Annotated in this window: 36 protein-coding genes; 23 read left to right on the forward strand and 13 right to left on the reverse strand. The window is 70.0% G+C overall.

Annotation, left to right across the window (positions count from 1 at the left end; all coding sequences use genetic code 11):
• The first annotated feature begins 1 nt into the window (after window position 1).
• Window positions 2-388 carry a hypothetical protein gene (locus tag AB0Q99_RS02455; protein ID WP_363567627.1) on the forward strand — a complete coding sequence of 129 codons (387 nt, stop codon included), beginning with the start codon at window positions 2-4 and terminating at the stop codon, window positions 386-388.
• Entirely contained in the window at window positions 369-1,124 is a 756-nt protein-coding gene (locus AB0Q99_RS02460) for a DUF2493 domain-containing protein (RefSeq protein WP_363568199.1), read from the forward strand. The genes AB0Q99_RS02455 and AB0Q99_RS02460 overlap by 20 nt, the downstream gene beginning before the upstream one ends.
• Window positions 1,125-1,189: 65 nt before the next feature.
• Here AB0Q99_RS02460 and AB0Q99_RS02465 read toward each other — a convergent pair whose 3' ends face one another.
• Window positions 1,190-1,546 carry a hypothetical protein gene (locus tag AB0Q99_RS02465; RefSeq protein ID WP_363567629.1) on the reverse strand — a complete coding sequence of 119 codons (357 nt, stop codon included), beginning with the start codon at window positions 1,544-1,546 and terminating at the stop codon, window positions 1,190-1,192.
• Between the two features lie 90 nt (window positions 1,547-1,636).
• Here AB0Q99_RS02465 and AB0Q99_RS02470 point away from each other — a divergent pair, with 90 nt between their 5' ends.
• From AB0Q99_RS02470 to AB0Q99_RS02570, 21 genes are all read left to right on the forward strand, one after another.
• Complete coding sequence (locus AB0Q99_RS02470) at window positions 1,637-2,017, forward strand: hypothetical protein (RefSeq protein WP_363567631.1); 381 nt, start codon at window positions 1,637-1,639, stop codon at window positions 2,015-2,017.
• 3 nt (window positions 2,018-2,020) lie between these two features.
• Entirely contained in the window at window positions 2,021-2,437 is a 417-nt protein-coding gene (locus AB0Q99_RS02475) for a hypothetical protein (RefSeq protein ID WP_363567633.1), read from the forward strand.
• Window positions 2,438-2,525: 88 nt separating this feature from the next.
• Window positions 2,526-2,774, forward strand: a complete 249-nt coding sequence (locus tag AB0Q99_RS02480; protein WP_363567635.1) for a hypothetical protein — start codon at window positions 2,526-2,528, stop codon at window positions 2,772-2,774.
• 100 nt (window positions 2,775-2,874) lie between these two features.
• On the forward strand, window positions 2,875-3,213 hold the full coding sequence (locus AB0Q99_RS02485; RefSeq protein ID WP_363567637.1) for a hypothetical protein: 339 nt from the start codon (window positions 2,875-2,877) through the stop codon (window positions 3,211-3,213).
• Between the two features lie 415 nt (window positions 3,214-3,628).
• Window positions 3,629-4,072 (forward strand): DUF4326 domain-containing protein, encoded by a 444-nt coding sequence (locus AB0Q99_RS02490; RefSeq protein WP_363567638.1) that lies wholly within the window; start codon window positions 3,629-3,631, stop codon window positions 4,070-4,072.
• A 10-nt stretch (window positions 4,073-4,082) separates the two neighbouring features.
• Window positions 4,083-4,319, forward strand: a complete 237-nt coding sequence (locus AB0Q99_RS02495) for a hypothetical protein (RefSeq protein ID WP_363567640.1) — start codon at window positions 4,083-4,085, stop codon at window positions 4,317-4,319.
• Window positions 4,316-4,657, forward strand: coding sequence for a hypothetical protein (locus tag AB0Q99_RS02500; protein WP_363567642.1), 342 nt, complete (start codon window positions 4,316-4,318; stop codon window positions 4,655-4,657). The genes AB0Q99_RS02495 and AB0Q99_RS02500 overlap by 4 nt, the downstream gene beginning before the upstream one ends.
• A gap of 25 nt (window positions 4,658-4,682) precedes the next feature.
• The gene (locus AB0Q99_RS02505) at window positions 4,683-4,943 is read left to right on the forward strand and encodes a hypothetical protein (RefSeq protein WP_363567644.1); all 261 of its coding nucleotides are present in this window, start codon (window positions 4,683-4,685) and stop codon (window positions 4,941-4,943) included.
• On the forward strand, window positions 4,940-5,158 hold the full coding sequence (locus tag AB0Q99_RS02510; protein ID WP_363567646.1) for a hypothetical protein: 219 nt from the start codon (window positions 4,940-4,942) through the stop codon (window positions 5,156-5,158). Before AB0Q99_RS02505 ends, AB0Q99_RS02510 begins: the two co-directional genes overlap by 4 nt.
• Window positions 5,155-5,487, forward strand: coding sequence for a hypothetical protein (locus tag AB0Q99_RS02515; protein ID WP_363567647.1), 333 nt, complete (start codon window positions 5,155-5,157; stop codon window positions 5,485-5,487). Before AB0Q99_RS02510 ends, AB0Q99_RS02515 begins: the two co-directional genes overlap by 4 nt.
• A gap of 158 nt (window positions 5,488-5,645) precedes the next feature.
• A complete protein-coding gene (locus AB0Q99_RS02520; RefSeq protein WP_363567649.1) occupies window positions 5,646-5,903 on the forward strand; it encodes a hypothetical protein in 258 nt (85 codons plus the stop codon).
• Window positions 5,900-6,373 (forward strand): hypothetical protein, encoded by a 474-nt coding sequence (locus tag AB0Q99_RS02525; RefSeq protein ID WP_363567651.1) that lies wholly within the window; start codon window positions 5,900-5,902, stop codon window positions 6,371-6,373. The genes AB0Q99_RS02520 and AB0Q99_RS02525 overlap by 4 nt, the downstream gene beginning before the upstream one ends.
• Window positions 6,374-6,380: 7 nt before the next feature.
• Window positions 6,381-6,770, forward strand: a complete 390-nt coding sequence (locus tag AB0Q99_RS02530) for a hypothetical protein (RefSeq protein WP_363567652.1) — start codon at window positions 6,381-6,383, stop codon at window positions 6,768-6,770.
• A 56-nt stretch (window positions 6,771-6,826) separates the two neighbouring features.
• A complete protein-coding gene (locus AB0Q99_RS02535; RefSeq protein ID WP_363567654.1) occupies window positions 6,827-6,994 on the forward strand; it encodes a hypothetical protein in 168 nt (55 codons plus the stop codon).
• A gap of 34 nt (window positions 6,995-7,028) precedes the next feature.
• The gene (locus AB0Q99_RS02540; RefSeq protein WP_363567655.1) at window positions 7,029-7,277 is read left to right on the forward strand and encodes a hypothetical protein; all 249 of its coding nucleotides are present in this window, start codon (window positions 7,029-7,031) and stop codon (window positions 7,275-7,277) included.
• A gap of 60 nt (window positions 7,278-7,337) precedes the next feature.
• The gene (locus tag AB0Q99_RS02545; protein WP_363567657.1) at window positions 7,338-7,691 is read left to right on the forward strand and encodes a hypothetical protein; all 354 of its coding nucleotides are present in this window, start codon (window positions 7,338-7,340) and stop codon (window positions 7,689-7,691) included.
• Window positions 7,688-7,912 carry a hypothetical protein gene (locus AB0Q99_RS02550; protein ID WP_363567659.1) on the forward strand — a complete coding sequence of 75 codons (225 nt, stop codon included), beginning with the start codon at window positions 7,688-7,690 and terminating at the stop codon, window positions 7,910-7,912. The genes AB0Q99_RS02545 and AB0Q99_RS02550 overlap by 4 nt, the downstream gene beginning before the upstream one ends.
• On the forward strand, window positions 7,909-8,094 hold the full coding sequence (locus AB0Q99_RS02555; protein WP_363567661.1) for a hypothetical protein: 186 nt from the start codon (window positions 7,909-7,911) through the stop codon (window positions 8,092-8,094). Before AB0Q99_RS02550 ends, AB0Q99_RS02555 begins: the two co-directional genes overlap by 4 nt.
• Window positions 8,088-8,348 carry a hypothetical protein gene (locus AB0Q99_RS02560; RefSeq protein ID WP_363567663.1) on the forward strand — a complete coding sequence of 87 codons (261 nt, stop codon included), beginning with the start codon at window positions 8,088-8,090 and terminating at the stop codon, window positions 8,346-8,348. Before AB0Q99_RS02555 ends, AB0Q99_RS02560 begins: the two co-directional genes overlap by 7 nt.
• Window positions 8,345-8,614, forward strand: coding sequence for a helix-turn-helix transcriptional regulator (locus AB0Q99_RS02565; RefSeq protein ID WP_363567665.1), 270 nt, complete (start codon window positions 8,345-8,347; stop codon window positions 8,612-8,614). Before AB0Q99_RS02560 ends, AB0Q99_RS02565 begins: the two co-directional genes overlap by 4 nt.
• The gene (locus AB0Q99_RS02570) at window positions 8,611-9,192 is read left to right on the forward strand and encodes a hypothetical protein (protein WP_363567667.1); all 582 of its coding nucleotides are present in this window, start codon (window positions 8,611-8,613) and stop codon (window positions 9,190-9,192) included. Before AB0Q99_RS02565 ends, AB0Q99_RS02570 begins: the two co-directional genes overlap by 4 nt.
• A 389-nt stretch (window positions 9,193-9,581) precedes the next feature.
• Here AB0Q99_RS02570 and AB0Q99_RS02575 read toward each other — a convergent pair whose 3' ends face one another.
• The 12 genes from AB0Q99_RS02575 to AB0Q99_RS02630 all read right to left on the reverse strand — a co-directional run bounded on the left by AB0Q99_RS02575 (window position 9,582) and on the right by AB0Q99_RS02630 (window position 15,337).
• The gene (locus AB0Q99_RS02575; protein ID WP_363567669.1) at window positions 9,582-10,463 is read right to left on the reverse strand and encodes a PIN domain-containing protein; all 882 of its coding nucleotides are present in this window, start codon (window positions 10,461-10,463) and stop codon (window positions 9,582-9,584) included.
• 194 nt (window positions 10,464-10,657) lie between these two features.
• A complete protein-coding gene (locus AB0Q99_RS02580) occupies window positions 10,658-10,900 on the reverse strand; it encodes a hypothetical protein (protein WP_363567671.1) in 243 nt (80 codons plus the stop codon).
• The gene (locus AB0Q99_RS02585) at window positions 10,897-11,565 is read right to left on the reverse strand and encodes an HNH endonuclease family protein (protein ID WP_363568201.1); all 669 of its coding nucleotides are present in this window, start codon (window positions 11,563-11,565) and stop codon (window positions 10,897-10,899) included. Before AB0Q99_RS02585 ends, AB0Q99_RS02580 begins: the two co-directional genes overlap by 4 nt.
• A gap of 65 nt (window positions 11,566-11,630) precedes the next feature.
• Complete coding sequence (locus tag AB0Q99_RS02590; protein ID WP_363567673.1) at window positions 11,631-12,029, reverse strand: hypothetical protein; 399 nt, start codon at window positions 12,027-12,029, stop codon at window positions 11,631-11,633.
• 32 nt (window positions 12,030-12,061) lie between these two features.
• Window positions 12,062-12,592 (reverse strand): hypothetical protein, encoded by a 531-nt coding sequence (locus tag AB0Q99_RS02595; RefSeq protein WP_363567675.1) that lies wholly within the window; start codon window positions 12,590-12,592, stop codon window positions 12,062-12,064.
• A gap of 37 nt (window positions 12,593-12,629) precedes the next feature.
• On the reverse strand, window positions 12,630-13,163 hold the full coding sequence (locus AB0Q99_RS02600; protein ID WP_363567677.1) for an ImmA/IrrE family metallo-endopeptidase: 534 nt from the start codon (window positions 13,161-13,163) through the stop codon (window positions 12,630-12,632).
• Window positions 13,163-13,366: a hypothetical protein gene (locus tag AB0Q99_RS02605; RefSeq protein ID WP_363567678.1), complete on the reverse strand. Its 204-nt coding sequence runs from the start codon at window positions 13,364-13,366 to the stop codon at window positions 13,163-13,165. Before AB0Q99_RS02605 ends, AB0Q99_RS02600 begins: the two co-directional genes overlap by 1 nt.
• Window positions 13,367-13,694: 328 nt before the next feature.
• The gene (locus tag AB0Q99_RS02610) at window positions 13,695-14,189 is read right to left on the reverse strand and encodes a hypothetical protein (protein WP_363567680.1); all 495 of its coding nucleotides are present in this window, start codon (window positions 14,187-14,189) and stop codon (window positions 13,695-13,697) included.
• Window positions 14,186-14,404 carry a hypothetical protein gene (locus tag AB0Q99_RS02615; RefSeq protein WP_363567682.1) on the reverse strand — a complete coding sequence of 73 codons (219 nt, stop codon included), beginning with the start codon at window positions 14,402-14,404 and terminating at the stop codon, window positions 14,186-14,188. Before AB0Q99_RS02615 ends, AB0Q99_RS02610 begins: the two co-directional genes overlap by 4 nt.
• Entirely contained in the window at window positions 14,401-14,685 is a 285-nt protein-coding gene (locus AB0Q99_RS02620) for a hypothetical protein (RefSeq protein ID WP_363567684.1), read from the reverse strand. Before AB0Q99_RS02620 ends, AB0Q99_RS02615 begins: the two co-directional genes overlap by 4 nt.
• Entirely contained in the window at window positions 14,682-15,038 is a 357-nt protein-coding gene (locus AB0Q99_RS02625) for a hypothetical protein (RefSeq protein WP_363567686.1), read from the reverse strand. The genes AB0Q99_RS02620 and AB0Q99_RS02625 overlap by 4 nt, the downstream gene beginning before the upstream one ends.
• A complete protein-coding gene (locus AB0Q99_RS02630) occupies window positions 15,035-15,337 on the reverse strand; it encodes a hypothetical protein (RefSeq protein WP_363567688.1) in 303 nt (100 codons plus the stop codon). The genes AB0Q99_RS02625 and AB0Q99_RS02630 overlap by 4 nt, the downstream gene beginning before the upstream one ends.
• Window positions 15,338-15,342 lie beyond the last annotated feature (5 nt).

The raw sequence follows: 15,342 nt of genomic DNA on the forward strand, positions 1-15,342 counted from the left end.
CATGGCGAACAGAGCCACCGTGCTCCTTGAAGAACCCGCCCGCACGAGCACTCCCCCGCCGACTGCGGGTCGCCTGGCGCAGCTTGTTGACGCTGCCGAGCGCCGCCGTCTGACGCCGGTCGAAGCGGCGGAGTTGCGCCGCGGGGTCGAGCACCTGAAGGCCTGCCTGGCGGGCGCCGGGGCGCAGCTGCGCCGGCAGATCGACGAGGCGGAGCGGGCGCGGGACGACCACGCGAGGGACCTGCTGATGGTGCATCACCCGGCGATGGGTGTGGAGTGTCGGCGGTGCGGCGCGGCGGCGGGCACGTGGTGTCGGCCGGTGGTGGGCCTGGCGATGCCGCGGACGCTGCATGTGGCGCGCCTCGTGGATGCGGGGGCGCTGTCGTGACTGCGTACCGGCTGGACACGGGGCGGTTGCTGGAGTTGGTGGATGCGCGTCGGGTGGAGCTCGGTTGGTCGCGTCGGCGGTTGGCCGCGGCGCTGGGGACGACGTCGGGTGCGTTTACGCGGATGGGGCGCGGTGGGGCGCCGGATTCGAATCTGCTGCTGAGCCTGCTGATCTGGTTGGACTGGGCGCAGGAACTGGCTCTGCTGGCGGCAGGTCGCGGCGAGACGTCGCTGGGGTGTGGGACGTGTTTCGGGTCTCCGCCGGTGGGGTTTTCGTGTGTGCACTGCGGTGCTGTGGGGGTGCGTCCGTGATCGAGGTCTCTCGGATTCTGGTGACGGGGTCGCGGGCCTGGACGGATCGGGCGCAGCTGGAGTGGGCGCTCGGGGTGGCGTTCAAGACGTTTCGGCCGGTCGTGATTGTCCATGGGGCTTGCGAGAGTGGCGCTGACAGGCTCGCGAAGGCGTGGGCCGACCGGGCTGGCATCTTGTGCGACCCGTTTGCGGCCGATTGGGACAACTGCGGGCCGGAGTGCGCGCCTGGGCATCGGCGGAGGCGTCGGGACGGGACGGAGTTCTGCCCTGCGGCTGGCCCGCGCAGGAATCAGGCGATGGTCGACGCCGGGGCGCGGTACTGCCTGGCGTTCCTGCTGCCGGGCAGCCGCGGTACGGCGGATTGTGTGCGGCGTGCGGAGGCGGCGGGGATTCCGGTGTGGCGTTTCCCTGGGGCGGAGCGGTGACCGGGAGCGGGCAGCACGAGGGGCCGCTCGGCGTAGCGGGCCGGCGGCTTGCGGGGCGTGGCGGGTCAGCTGGTGGCTTCGGCGGCCTTGCGCGCGGCTTCGACTTCGCGGCCGACGGTGGGTGCGCGGCGGCGGTTGTCGACTCCGATGGAGGCGGCGAGCTTGCGGAAGTACTCGGAGGTAAGGCCGGTGAGCTTGGCGAGTTCTTGGTTGCTTGCGCCGGCGCGGATGGCGGTTTCGGCGGCTTCCCGCATTTTGGGCTTGAGGTCTTGCTCGGCTTCGTAGGCGCGCTTGTAACTGGCGAAGGTCTTGGCGGCCGTGGGGTCGGGTTCGTAGCTGGTCATGTGTGTCATGGTCTCACGGCTGGTGGTCATCGGGAAGGCCATCGCGTTGGGCTCGAAAAGAATCTTGAAGGCAAACATGTTGGCCTCTTGCATGGCCAACGCGTTGGGCTCATACTTGAGTCATCAGGGCGGCACGAAGCAGCCCAACCCGCAGTCGGGAGCACCAAGATGACCGCCAAGGCTCGCAAGCTCATCCACCGCACGATCACCGCGATCCGCAACGCCGCCCAGATCGCCATCGACACGGCGTACGCGATCCTCGACGGCGACCTGCGCGGCGCGATCCGAACCGGCGACATGCTCGACCGCCTCGGCATCCAGCTCCCCGACGGCCAGGCCTCGTGGTACGGCCGGCACGTCGCCAAGGCCTACCGCGCCGCCCACAACGGCCAGGACGCGCCCAGGGCTTGGGTTCGACACCGGACGACCGGCCGGTGGATCCACCCGTTCGTCTACGCGGCCAACGACCCGGCGCTCATCGAGGGCCTGTTCAGCTACAAGGCCACCGCCGGCCTGATCTCGCAGGCCTCGTTCACGGAGGCCGCCTAGACCATGCAGGCCGCCGACCCGACCAGCACCTCCCAGCTCATCACCATCACGCGCCCGCTCACCGTGACGACCGCCAACGGCAACCCCTTCACCCTTACTGTCGGCCAACAGGTCACGGCCACCCTGATTCCTTGGTGGCCCGGCAAGGCCGGCCTGTACCAGCTGAGTGGCTGCCTGGTCTCCCCTGACGGCCGGCAACTGCGGTACTTCCCCGGCTTCGAGCCGACCGTGCGCGTCGACCGGCTCCACCGTGCCGTCGACCATCCCGAGCCCATGTACCGCCATTGCGACCGCTGCCACGGCACAGGCCGCAACCTCTGGGCCCACAGCTACGGCGACCGCCGGTCCCTCGACGGGCCGACCTGCAAGAACTGCGCCGGTACGGGCCACGCAAGGACGTACGGGGCCACAACCGCCTGACTGTCGCTCCCCGCTCGACGGCTGTGACCCACCGACCGCCGAGCTGTTCGCCGCCAGACCACACGCAGCTCTCAGGAAGGCCCACCCCGTGACCCCCGCCCAGATCCTCGCCTTCGGCATCGTTCACGTCTGCACCCCCGGGCCCACCGGCGGCTGGGACCACGACATCCAGTCCGACCTCGACCTTCGCGACGAATGGCACCACGCCACCCTCGCCGCCGAGTTCGGCTCCGACGAGTGGCGCTGGGCCCGTCACAAGCGCCACAGCGCGGAGACTCGCATCGCCACGGCCCTCGGCATCTACGACTACCGCCGTGCATGGGTCATTCCCGCCTGATCCGGCGACCGAAGACCAACAAAGCCGCCGAGCAGTTCGCCCGCCTCACCCTCGCGGCGTAGTGCTCTGCCCCGCCCACCATGCCACTCAGGAGACCCCGGTGTTCACTCCGATCGAGCTTTCGCTTCCCCGCATGACGCAGTTCGGGCTTCTCGTCCAGTGCCCGGGTTCCTGTGCGCGCTCCACGCATGTCACTACCGAGGGGTGGCGCGCCGGCTACATCCGTATGCACGCCACTGCGCGCGGAGTCCTGTGCACCGGATCCGGCGCAGCATGGACGGCCGAGGCGGCGATCGCCCGCGACAGCCAGCTGAATCCCGAGGAGCGCGCCGTTCGGGACCGCACCTATGCCGCCCTGACCGCCTGCCGAGGGTTCGACACCATCACCGGCGAGCCGTGCCACCACCCCATCTGCCACCGCCGAGGAGCTGCATCGTGAACCCGAATCCGTCCGACGCCGAGGTCAAGCTCCTACTCGCCGCGTGCGGCCTGAACCTCCCCCGCGAGTTGAAGCCCTGCGGGACACAGGCCGCCTACCACCGGCACCTCGACCACGACGAAAAGCCGTGCGAGGACTGCACCACCGCGAACCGCGAGTACGGCCGTCAGTTGCGGACCCGACCGCATACCCGGCTGCGCCCCATCAAGCATGGAACACCCGGCGGCGCTGACTCTCACCGCTATCGGGGGGAGGCGGCGTGCGGGGCGTGTGCGGAGGCGTATCGAGCGGATCGCCGTCGACGCTCTGCGGCTCGTCGCGCGGCGGCTTGACGGCCCTTCCGCCGCCGCCGGCAGCCACCCCAGCCGCCTCGACACCTGGCTCACCACCCGACCCGCCGCCTGAGGAGACCACCATGCCGATCCGCCTGTACCGCCCCGCCGTTCGCGGCTGGCGTGCCCCCGAGGGAGCCGTCTACGTCGGCCCCGGCAGCCGCTGGGCCAACCCCTGGCGCTGGCGCACCCGCCAGGCCCTCGCCCGTGTCCCCGCCCTCGACGGGTCCGCCTGGGAGCTGGAGACCCGCATCAGCGCCCCGGACTACCACCACCCGTACAAGCACGCCGACGGCCGGATCACCAGCCACCACGTGCGGTACATGACCCGCGCCGAGTGCGTCGACCTGTACCGGCAGGCCCTCACCGCCCCGACTGGCGAGGTCAGCCTCTGGCAGCGCGGGACCCCGCATCTCACCGTCGCCGATGCCCGCGCCGAGCTCGCCGGTCGCGACCTCGTCTGCCGGTGCGCGCTTGGTCAGATCTGCCACGCCGATGTGCTGCTTGAACTCGCCAACCCCGCCTGAGGAGACCGCCGTGACCACCAACGTGAGCGACTTCCCGATCCCCGCCGGCCCGCTCCACGAGGCCCCCACCGGCTACCGCCCGGCCGCCGACACCCAGGCAGCCCTCCGCGCCGCCCTCGCTACTGCCGGTGTCCACCTCGGCGCCTACGACGAGCAGATCATCACCTGGCTCGCCACGTGGGAGTGGGCCACCGTCGCCCCCATCGCCGCCTGGATCACCCGCGCCAACACCGAGGAAACCCGATGACCGAGCCCCGACCCACCTGGACCCTCACCCGGAACAACCTCGTCGAGCTGATGGAGCTCATCGATCCGTCCAAGCCGCACTACAGGTCACGCATCCCCGCAGGCCCCCACGACCTCAGCGTCGAAATCGACGGCCTCACCATCTGGGCCCACAACGGCATGCCCCGCACCGTCGCCCGCTTCGGCGACACGATCATCCGCTTGCCTGGCGACACCTTCGTCGTCGAGCCGGCCGAGGTCGCGGAGTTCGATGACCGGGACTACTGCCAGGCCTGCTCCGGCACCGTCCACACCTGCGTCTGCTCCGACCAGGTCACCCCGCACCCCTCACAGCTCTGACCACCCACCGCCTGAGGAGAGCCCGATGAGCCGCATTCGCACCGCACGCGATGCAGCACGCCACGCCCAGCACACCCACCTGAACGCCACCGACCTCCGTGCTGTCCACGCCGACGAGCCCGGCGGCAGCCGGCGGCACATCGGATGGACGTTCAACACCGGCGGCGACGGCGGTCACTTCAGCCACGGTTGGGTCCTCACCAACGGCACCATCAGCGCCACCGCCAATCTGTCCCTGCCCGAGGCTCGTGACGAGGCCCGCCTCAACGCCCGGACGCCGCGATGACCACCAACCGGATCGACGAGCTCCAGGCAGCGTGGGATCGAACGATCGCCGAGATCCAAGCGCACGACCCCAAGTGCGGACTCTGTTTTGAGCAGCAGACCGTCCTCGCTGGCCGCTGCAGTACCGGGAGAGGCCTCCGGAAGAAGCTTCTGCAGATCAACGACGAGTACTTGCAAATCACCCGCGCCACCGCCACCGAGGAGACCACCCGATGAGAACCCAGCCCCTCGACCTCGACGCCATCCAGCGACGCATCACCACGGCCGCCCCCGCGCCGTGGGACGCCGAGTCCACCGCGACCGCCCTCGGCGACCTGGCCGCCCTGCTCGCCAGGGTCCGGGAACTGGAGGCCGAGCTGGCCGGGATGACCGACCTGCGTGACCGCGCCCTCGCCCGGCAGGGCGGGCTCCGGGCCGAGAACGAGCGGCTCGCGAAGGACCGCGACTTCTGGCTCGACGTGACCCGCGACGCCCGCAACCTCATCGCCACCGCTGAGACGCCCGAGCAGGCCCTCGACGAGGTGCGTGAGCTCCTCAACCCGTAGCCCGCCCCCAGCGGCCCGCAGACGGCCGCCTGACGGCCCCGCAGCCCCGCACTGGACCACCAGCCCACCCCGCGCCCGAACGGGACGCCACGGGCCGCCACACCCCCGGGCGGCCGGCACCCACCGGCCGCCCCCCACACCCACCACGGAGACACGCCATGGACACCGCCGAGTTCACCCGGCGCCAGATCGCGCTGGAAATCACCACGCTCCACCGCGACGCGGACCGCCTCGCCGAGGAGACCCGCCGCTACGCCGCCACCGTCGGCGCCACGGCCGCCGGAAACCCGGCCCCCGGCGACGCCCGCCGCATCGCCGAACTCGCCCTTCAGGTCGCGCAGCAGGCCGCCCGCGTGCAGGGCATTCAGGACACCGCCGACTACACCACCGACCGTACCGCCGGCGGTGCCCGGTGACCGAAACCCCCAGCCTCCGCGACCGCATCGACTCCGCGATCCGGCCCGCCATGCTCATCGGCCTCCAGGACGCCGAACTCCACGACGAGCCCGGCCGCGAACGAATCGGCGAGTGGGCCGACTCCATCACCGCCTGGGTGCTCGCCGTGGTGCAGCCCGCCCTCGACCGGCTCAGCGCCGAGTTGGACACCATCACCGCCGTCGCCCGTACCAACGCCGCCGCCCACCGCGCCGCCGTCGAGGAATGCGAGCGCCTCCGCGCCGAGATCACCGCCGCCCAGCCGAGCAGCGAGCCCGACACCGACCCGCTCGTCATCCTCTGGGACCGCACCGTCATCCACCCCGGCCACACCGGCGACGACACCATCGTCTGCTGCCTCACCGACGACGGACAGCCCGTCGCCCTCATCCTCGACCCCGAGCACCGCGAGGCCCTCGGCCTGCAGCTCGTCGACCCCGAAGGCGAGTGAGCCCGCCATGGAACCCACGGCCTACCGGTACGTCAGCACCACCGAGACCACCACCGACGACGACCTCGACCTCATCGCCATCGAGCGCGTCATCAACAACTCGAGGCCCCTCCCCACCCTCACCCCCGCCGAACAGCGGATCACCGCCCACCTGATGCACCAGGACGACGTGCCGATCGAGGAGATCGCCGCCCGGGTCGGCGTCGCCAAGAGCACCGTCTCCAACTGGCTCAACCCCGGCCCCAAGCAGCCCCGCCAGCTGAAGCCCTGCCCCTCCCGCGCCGCCTACCTCCGACACCGCGCCGCCGGCGAGGACTGCGAACCCTGCCGGCGCGCCAACGCCGCCGCCGACGCCCGATACCGCCGCACCGGCACCGGCCGCCAGCCCGCCGCCTGACCCCTGCCGCCCGACGCCGCCCGCAACCCGCGGGCGGCCCGACCCTGGAGACCACAGTGACCGACACCGACCCCTACGCCGACTCGCCCGACGCCGGAGACACCAGCGCCTGCAAGTGCCACGGAGCCTGGCACGCCGCCGAACAGCACTGCGTCGACTGGCCGTGCCCCGGCTGCGACGACATCTGCCGACCCGAGACCGGAGCCGAGGCCGAATCCCGCTGACCCGCCCCGGCCTGCCGCACCCGAGGAGATCGCCATGGCCACCTGGACCCGACGCGAGTCCACCGTCCGTCGCATCGAACACGTCCTGCCCACCCCCGCCAACCACGCCGCGCTCTACCAGGCCCTGAACGCCGCCGAACGCCACTACCGCCGCAACCACACCGGCACCGCCGACGACCACGCCCTGGCCGACGATGCGCTGACCATCACCGTCACTGACGAGGCCGTCGTCATCTCGTACGACATCGACGCCGACATGCCCACTCCCGCGCCCAAAGCCTGACCTGCCCCGGCCTGCCGCCGGGTGGGCGGCAGGCCCCAACCACCCACCCAGGAGCCCCGCGTGACCGACCAGCCCGCCGACCTGCTCACCGCCGCAGCCCAGGTGCTGCGCGAAGCCGCACTCAACGCCGAACACGTCAGCCCCGCACCCTGGACGGTCAGCCGCGAACCCAACGAGGGCGCAGGGATGCTCTACGCCGCGTCGGGCGTCATCGTTGCGGACCGAAGCTGCGACGACCACGACGAGTCGGTTGACCTGCCGTACATCGCCCTGATGCACCCCGCCACCGGGCTCGCCGTGGCCCGCATGCTCGACCAGGCCGCCGAGGCGCTCGCCGGTCAGGACGTCCCCGACGACGAACCCGCTCTCGCGGTGGCCCGCGCGGTGCTCGGACAGGACGGCGGCCAGCAGTGACCAACCACCTGCGCGTCAGCAACGGCCGCTTCGTCGTCGATGGCGCCCACGGCTCTACGTACAACGCCAACGACCTCGACACCATCGACGCCAACCTCGAAGACATCAGCAAGCGCGGCCCCGACCACCCCGACATCGACCGCCTGCTCGACGCCCGCCGCATCGTCTCCCTGCACACCACGCTGTTCGGGCCGGACACCGAACCCGAGCCCCCCGCGTGACCGTGTCACCCTGGCTGGTCCTGGCCGGCGCCCTCTACGGCGCCGGCCTCGCGGCAGCACTCCTCGGCCACCTCGACAACCGGCGGCGCCACGACGAGGACCAGCAGGCCGCCCTCGACGACGAATTCGCCCAGCTCATAGCCCAACTCGACGACCCGCAACAGGAGGACTGGGCATGGTGACCAGACCCGAAGCCCTCGCCAAAGCCGTTGCGTGGGCCGAATCCGCCCACGCCTGCTACTCGCGTGCTGCCCGCGCCAACGACGACGCCCGCCTCACCGACACCGGCCGACCGCCCGTCGCCCACCCCAGCGCCGAGACCCGCCGGCTCACCCGCATCGCCGAAACCGAGTACCGGCACAGCCAGATCGAGGCGGCACTCGCCAGCGCCTGGGCCGCCATCGCCGCCGCCACCCCCGAGGAGCCGCAGCCGTGACCGACACGAACGTCACCACCCTCCCCGGCACCCCGCTCACGCGGTCCGAACGCGCGGTTCTCCGCCTCCTCGCCAACGGCCGCACCACGGACCAAGCCGCCCGCGAGCTCTACGTCTCCCGGAACACCGTCAACACCCACATCTTCCGCATCTACCGCAAGCTCGGTGCCGCCGACCGCGCCCACGCCGTCGCCCTCGGCATCCTCACCGAACAGATCAGCCCCGCCGACGTCCACCTCGTCCACCCCCTGAGGAGCGCCGCATGACCAGCGCCTACCAGCAGCAACTCGCCCAGCAACTCCGCGCCGCCGAAGACGAGCTAGCGAAGTGGCGTCGGCAAGGCCGCCGCGCCGACCGCTACCGCGCCGCCTGGCACAACGCCCGGATGCGAGCCAACAGCGCCCGCTCCGACTACGAGTACACTGTCGACCTGGCCCGACGAGACATCGGCTACGTCGACCGCCTAGCCGAGGCCCAGAAAATCCGCGCCGAGGTTGCCGAGGCCCACCTCACCGCCACGGCCAAAGCGCTCGCATCCGCCCACCAGGCGATTACCCGAGACCCGCGTGACTGGGCAAGCGACCGTCGCGACGCCTGGCTGTACGCCCTGCTCGTCGGCTGGAACGACGCCCTCGACGAGGTCGCAGCCCGACACGGGTGGTCAGCCGACGACGTAACCCAGATCCAGGCCTACCGAGAGTCGATCACCGCGACTGCCGCCCTCAACGAGGCGATAGCGGCTCTCCTCGCCGAACTCGCTGCCACGGCCCCTGATCCGCAGATTTTCACGGGTCTGGACTTCCTGTTCAACGCCGCTGCCCAGAGCACCGAGGCCCAGCCGTGACCTGCCCTGACGACGAGTGGGACGGCTGGGATGAGGCCCTGTTCGACCTCGACCCCGACGACTGGGAACCCCTCCCGCCGCCCCGCCCCATCCGCGACGTGGCGGAGCGCCGATGGAGGGTGGGACGTGGTTCGACCGTGGGGCGCAGTTGCGGGAGTGGCGGCGCTGGTTCGCGGTGTGGCGGGACTGCCGGCTGCAACCTGCGGAGTTCGCGGCCCGAAAATCCGCCGCGCAGCATCTGGACGACCGCATTCCGCAGGCGTAGCGTTCCCCGCCACAAGGGGTGGCACCCGGGCAACCAACCCCGCCCGGGCCCTGTAGGCGGTCGCGCCAGGCCGTCGACACCGCTGCGCCCTGCCGCTTCCCAAGGGCGGCAGGGCGCACCGCTCTCAGCCCTTTGCCTGCGGCTCCTCAGGTTCCAAGCGCAACTTCTTCGCCGTCAGACCGGCATTGCGAGCGCGCATCGACTGTCCCGTGTCGTACGTGAACAGCGTGACTTCCTCCCCCGCCAGTGCCTGCAGCGTGAGCGCCTGGTCGACGATCTCGTCGTCGGCGATGGGGAGCCGAATGTGGCCAGGCTGATCAAACAACAGCTCGACGGTCACCTTCGATCGCGGCAGCCCACCAGCGGCCGCCTCGGACAAGTCCAGGTCTCGCAGGACGGCAACGGATGGCCGGCCCGAGGAGAAGAGCCGGTCCAGGACCGCAAGACTGTATCCGGCTCGCCATCTGACCTGCTGCTTGTTGTGCTGCTTCAGGTTGTCCAGCTCGTCGATGACGACCATGGGGACGACCAGGTTGACAGGCTCGTCGAAGATGTTGGTGAGCGCCCGGTAGTCTATCTGGTCGAACTTGTCCGGGTGGTTGAGGAACATGCCGGTGTCGAAGACGATGTTGCGCCCGGCCTGCTGGCGCCTCCTGGCGGCAGCTTCGAGCGCCTGGGCGGCCTCGTTCAAGTCGTCTGTCCTCTGACGGAGTTCGAGGTTGACGAGCCCGTTGGCGAATCGGACGGCATCGGGTGAGGCCAGGATGGCGACGTTGGCGAGTATCTGGGCGTGCCGACTGGTGAGGATGAGCTTGTCGAGGTCGCGGTCGGCGATCTGGCCGGCCAACCGTCCGACAGCGTCGTTGGCCCACTCCAGGTACTTCAGGAGCCGCGGGAGTGTCTCACGAGGTCCTGAGGTGTAGAGGTTCTGGACGTCGTCGCGGGTGTTGCGGAGGGCTTGGAGGATGTTGTCGCGGTGGGTGCCGGGGCGGGGCGTGATGAGCATTTTCGGATGATGCCAGGGGCTGCTGACAGCGGGCGACGGTTTTGCGGAACGGGTTCTTCGACTTCTCATGCCCGGGGCGTTGATCCGGGCAGGCGTTGGGCGTACCGTCCTTACCTGCAGGGCCCCTGCATGCCTCCCACGGCAGCAGCCCCGCTCCGGGTTGGACGGGGCGGGGCTGCTTGCATTTCTACGGCCTAGCTTCGAGTCGCCAGGATCGAGGTGATCGGGCCAGCGAGCGTGCGCCCTCTTGTGTCCTCGAACATGAAGCCCGCGATCCGGTCTTCCATGTCCTCGATGAGCTGCTCGTAGGGCCCGTTGCCGCCAGTCACGAGCTTGTAGGACCCAACTCGAAATGACTCGTGGCGGACCTCGTGCCAGCCGTCGACCAGAAGAACTTCCGTCACGGTGGGGGCGGCGATCCGGATCGTGGCGCTCATCGGGCGAGGACCACCTGGAGCTCGGTGTCGTCGCAGCCAGCTGCGATCTGGTGCAGGGCGCCGGCTTCGCGCTGGTCGACGCTCAGGCCCCAGCGGGTCTTTACCGCGGTCCAGTCGGCCAGGTAGGTGCAGCGGTAGTCGGTGGCTGGCGGGAGCCACTCGGCGACGTCCTTGTCGGCCTTGGAGCGGTTGCTCTTCGCGGACACGGCAATCAGAACGCGCGGCTCGTCGAGATCGTTGGCGTAGCGCTCGCGGTCTTTTGCGGTCCAGGTGGAGGCCCCGCTGTCCCAGGCTTCGGCGAGGGGTACGACGTGGTCGACGTCGAGCTGCTTCGCGTCGGTGAGGACGAGGTTGTCGTACGGGGAGATCCAGGTGCCGCCGAGGAGGGTGCAGTTCGGGCCGACAGCTGGGGCTTCGACGGCTTCGGCGATGAGGACCTTCTTGCGGGTGTCGCAGCCGTTCTTGTCAGCGTCGATCCAGTGGCGGAACTTGGTGCGTTCGTAGCCTTCGCGGTTCTCGTCGGCGATGGGCAGATTGTCGATCGCGGCGCGCAGGGTGGTGGTGACGGTGTCACCGGCTGCGCGGTGGTGTGAGGCGGCATGGGCAGGGGCTGCGATGCTGAGGAGGGCAGCGGCGGCGGTGACGGCGGCGAGGTGGAGGCGCAGACGCACTGAGGTTCTCCAGGTGGCGGTGGACGGGCACCTGGAGAACGATCACGCCACTGGGGCCGTCACGCCCAGCGCCGCTCCTCCACGTGATACCGCTTCTGTGCGACGTGTGAGGCCACCAAGGTCGTTTCGCCGACCTCGCTCCAGGACTTCCAGTAGCCGGAGCCGCCGTGGTGCTCGCCCATGCATTGGCAGTCGCAATCGTCGTGCTTGGCGTTCTGGCACCGCTCGTCGCAGCGACTGTTGATCCGGAAGTCGATCAGGACTTCGACGGCGCCAAACCGCTCGGCGAGCGCATCGACCAGGACTCGCATGTGCGGACGGGCGATTTCCCACTGCTTTTCGGTCCGGTTCCACTCAGGTCGCACCATGTCGCCCAGCTGCTGGTGGATCCAGGCCCTGTTCCCTACCCGGTAGGGCATGCGAACCGCGAGGCGAGCGGTACCGACCGGGCGGTGCACGGTTGGAACGCTCGCACGGTCAGCTCGATCCGTCACGGTTCTCCTATGCGGTATCTGATCCTCAGGCCCTGGCGGCGAGGAAGTTCGCGTTGTCTGTGCTGATGCTTTACGGGAGTGATGCCGGTTACAGCGGCATCGGCAAGCAGGTCCTTCACCGCGGCCGCGCGCCTACGCTCGGCCGCTTCCCGGATGCCGAAGAGGGGTGCGAGAACGGACCGCTCGAACCCTTCGGGCTTCGTGAGGGTGAGCGCCTCAAGAAGGGTCCACCAGTCGCCGCGCCCCTGGGCGGCGCGGAGGTACTTGAGGTGGGTCCGGAGGGACTCGACGTCCTCGTAGAGCGCGTGGTGCTGCGCGGACAGGCTAGCGGCCCAGGCAGGGCGTTCGGCGGGATCAGCGGGGATCTGCGGGAGACGGAACAGGGCCTGGGCGAGGTGGATCTCGTTGTCGTCAATCCAGGTCTCGGCTTGTTCGGCAATCACCTGAATCTCGTCGGGGGTGAGCTGGCGGGCGGCGTGGCCAGCGGGGAGGAGGTCATCGGGGTGAACTCCGAGGTGCTGGGGCATGTGGGCTCCGATCAGCTGGCCGGGGTGGGTGATGCTGTCACAGGGTGGGACTGGTGTCACCGGGGTCGGTGACGATTCCGTGATGCATGAGGTGGCAGGCCATGGCCCGCTCGGTGAGGTCGAAACGTCGGGCGAGGCGGGTGACGAGTTCTGCCGCGGTGTCGGCCTCGGCCTGGCGGGCCTCTTTGCGGAGCAGAGACTCCGGGGCGAGCAGGCCGAGTGCGTAGCGGTTGGCTTCGGCTTCCTCACGGTCGGTCGGGATCGCGGGCGGCGGCGGGTTCAGGAGCGGGCGCTGGTCGGTGTCGAGGAACAGCGGCCGGCCGCGGTGCAGCTGGTGGTGGCCGATGCTGTGGGCGATGGCCAAGCGCTGCGTCGCGGGAGAGTGCGCGGTGTTGACGCCGATGACGGTCTGGCCTTCTTTGCGGAGCAGCATGACGCGCACGTCGGGTACGGCCGGCTGCTCGACGATGGTGATGTCGAGGAGCTGGGCGATGCGCCGGGGGTCGACGGGCCAGGCGTCGAGGGTGTACTTGGCGAATAGCGTCGCAAGCGCGGTGTCGACGCGGGACATCAGGTGTGGGCCGACTTGATGACGCGCAGCTCGTGAGCGTGGCACAGGACGGGCCCGATGAAGAAGCCGACCTGGTTGACGGTCCAGCGGCCTTGGGTGAGCTCGCTGGGCGGGACCTCGTCGACGATGTAGCCGGTGCGGCCGGCGGCGCGGGGGTCGTCGGCACACGAGGTGATCTCGACCTTGTCGTCTCGGTTGAACACGACGCTTGCTCCTTCGGTCAGGGCTCGGCGGGGGCCGGTTCGACGGTCTCGACGGTCGGCTTACACGAGCCGGCCGCGGGTGGCCGGACGCAGGTCAGCCGTAGGTGGCCGCAGGCACCGCAGTAGTTGCCGTGTGCCCGGGAGTACGCGGGCCGGCCGACGGTGCCGGCGACGTACCAGCGGGCGTCGGCCCCGCACTCCGTGCACGGGTTGGTCCGGCGGGGGCGTCCGCAGGCCGCGGCGGTGCCGGCCGACGCGCGCTCCCAGCTGCCCCAGGTGGCGGGTTCCCCTTGGTGGGTGGCGGGGAGGGCCGGCGGTCGATGGTCGGTCATTGGGCGAACACCTCCGGGTGGGCGGCTTTCCAGTCCAGCCAGTGCTGCATCGGCCGCTTGCTGATGGTGTGGATGCGGTCCATGACCTGGACAAGGGTGAGCGGGCCCAGGCCGTTGGTGTCGTCGTACTCGTGACCGCGGAAGCTGGGGCGGACAGGAACGAACATCGGCCCGCGCCGCCAGGAACGTTGCCGGTAGCCCCAGTCGCCGTCGCCGTACTTGTGGAACGTGTAGCCGTTGGCGCCGCCGTCGACGTCGAGGGGGCGTTCGGCGAGCCGCTTCTTCCAGAGGGTGTCGTACCAGTGGTCGATGTACTCGGCGAGGAACGAGGCGAGGATCAGCGTTTCGGTGTGGGTGGGGCGGGCTTCGCTTTCGTGGTCGAAGGTGAGGATGTAGTTCCAGCGGGCGTGGGGGCTGGCGACGGCGATGCGGTGGGCGGTGAGGAGGTCGTTGCGGTCGGCATCGTCACCGAAGGGCCAGGCGGTGGTCACGGTCCGATCCATTCCGTCTTGTGTTCGGGGCAGTACCACACGTCCCGCGTGACGCCGTCGAGGTCTTCGAATTCGTCGCCGTTCCTGCCCGCGTAAGCGCAGTCATCCTCAGCTCGGGGGCAGGCGCAGATGCTGATGCAGCAGGGGTCTTGGAGGCTGCACTCGTCTTCGATGCACTGCTCGTCGGCGCAGTACGGGGCGTCCCCGGCGGTCACGGGTGCTCCTCACGGTCGATGGTCTGCAGGTTCAGGCGCAGTTCCGGGCCGATGGCGATGCTGTGGTTGAGGTTGCCGTCGTCCCACTCCAGCTCGATACCGCCTTCGAGCGTCGGGTAGAGGCACAGTGGCCCGGCCCAGTCGGCGAGGACGTTGATGAGCAGCGAAGCGCGGGCGGCCACAACGGGGCTGAGCGGCACTCCTTGCCCATCGAGCCAGCCGGGCTTGAGGGCCATGAGCTCGTGGAGGCGGGTCCACAGCTTGGGCCGGACGTCGGTCACTGCTGCCAGTCCTCGTTGGGGTCCTTCCCGTCCCACAGCGTCAGCCCTTCCTCGGAGATCACGGTCTCCAGCTCGCGCCCCAGCTTCACCGTGCTCCACGGGCTGGCGGGTTCGAGGGCGCGGGCGACTGCCTTCACCAGGACCTGCTCGGCGATCTCCAGTGCCGTGCTCCAGTAGCGGGTGTGCGGCCGGTAGCGGGCGATGACGACGGCGATGCCGTGGCCGTTCGGGTCGGCGATCGTGAGGGTGGTGCCCTGGGTGCAGCCGATGTCGTGGGACTCGAAGTCGAAGGCCAGGGTGCCGCGGTCGTTGGTGATCTCGATGAGGTGCCGGACGCGGGAGGTAATGGTCACGGTTGCTCCTGGATGAGTTCGGCGCAGTAGAGGGCGAACTTGCTGCTGTAGTCGTAGTGGCCGGAGGCCATGCTCTCGACGCGTTCGACAGCTCCGATCGGGACCAGTGTGAGGCCACGTTCGGCGCGGGCCGCGTTGACGGCCTGGTGCATGGTCTTGCGCTCGTAGATGACCCAGCCGAGCTCCCCGTCGGTGACGTACTCGCGGGCGGCGCGTTCCTGCTGGGCCGCGGTCAGGGTGTTGAGGGGCCGGTCGCGGAGGGCGAGCTTCTGGTCGAGCTGGTGCGGGGTGATGGTCACGACGC

This window comes from Kitasatospora sp. NPDC086791 (assembly GCF_040685975.1).
Taxonomy (GTDB): domain Bacteria; phylum Actinomycetota; class Actinomycetes; order Streptomycetales; family Streptomycetaceae; genus Kitasatospora.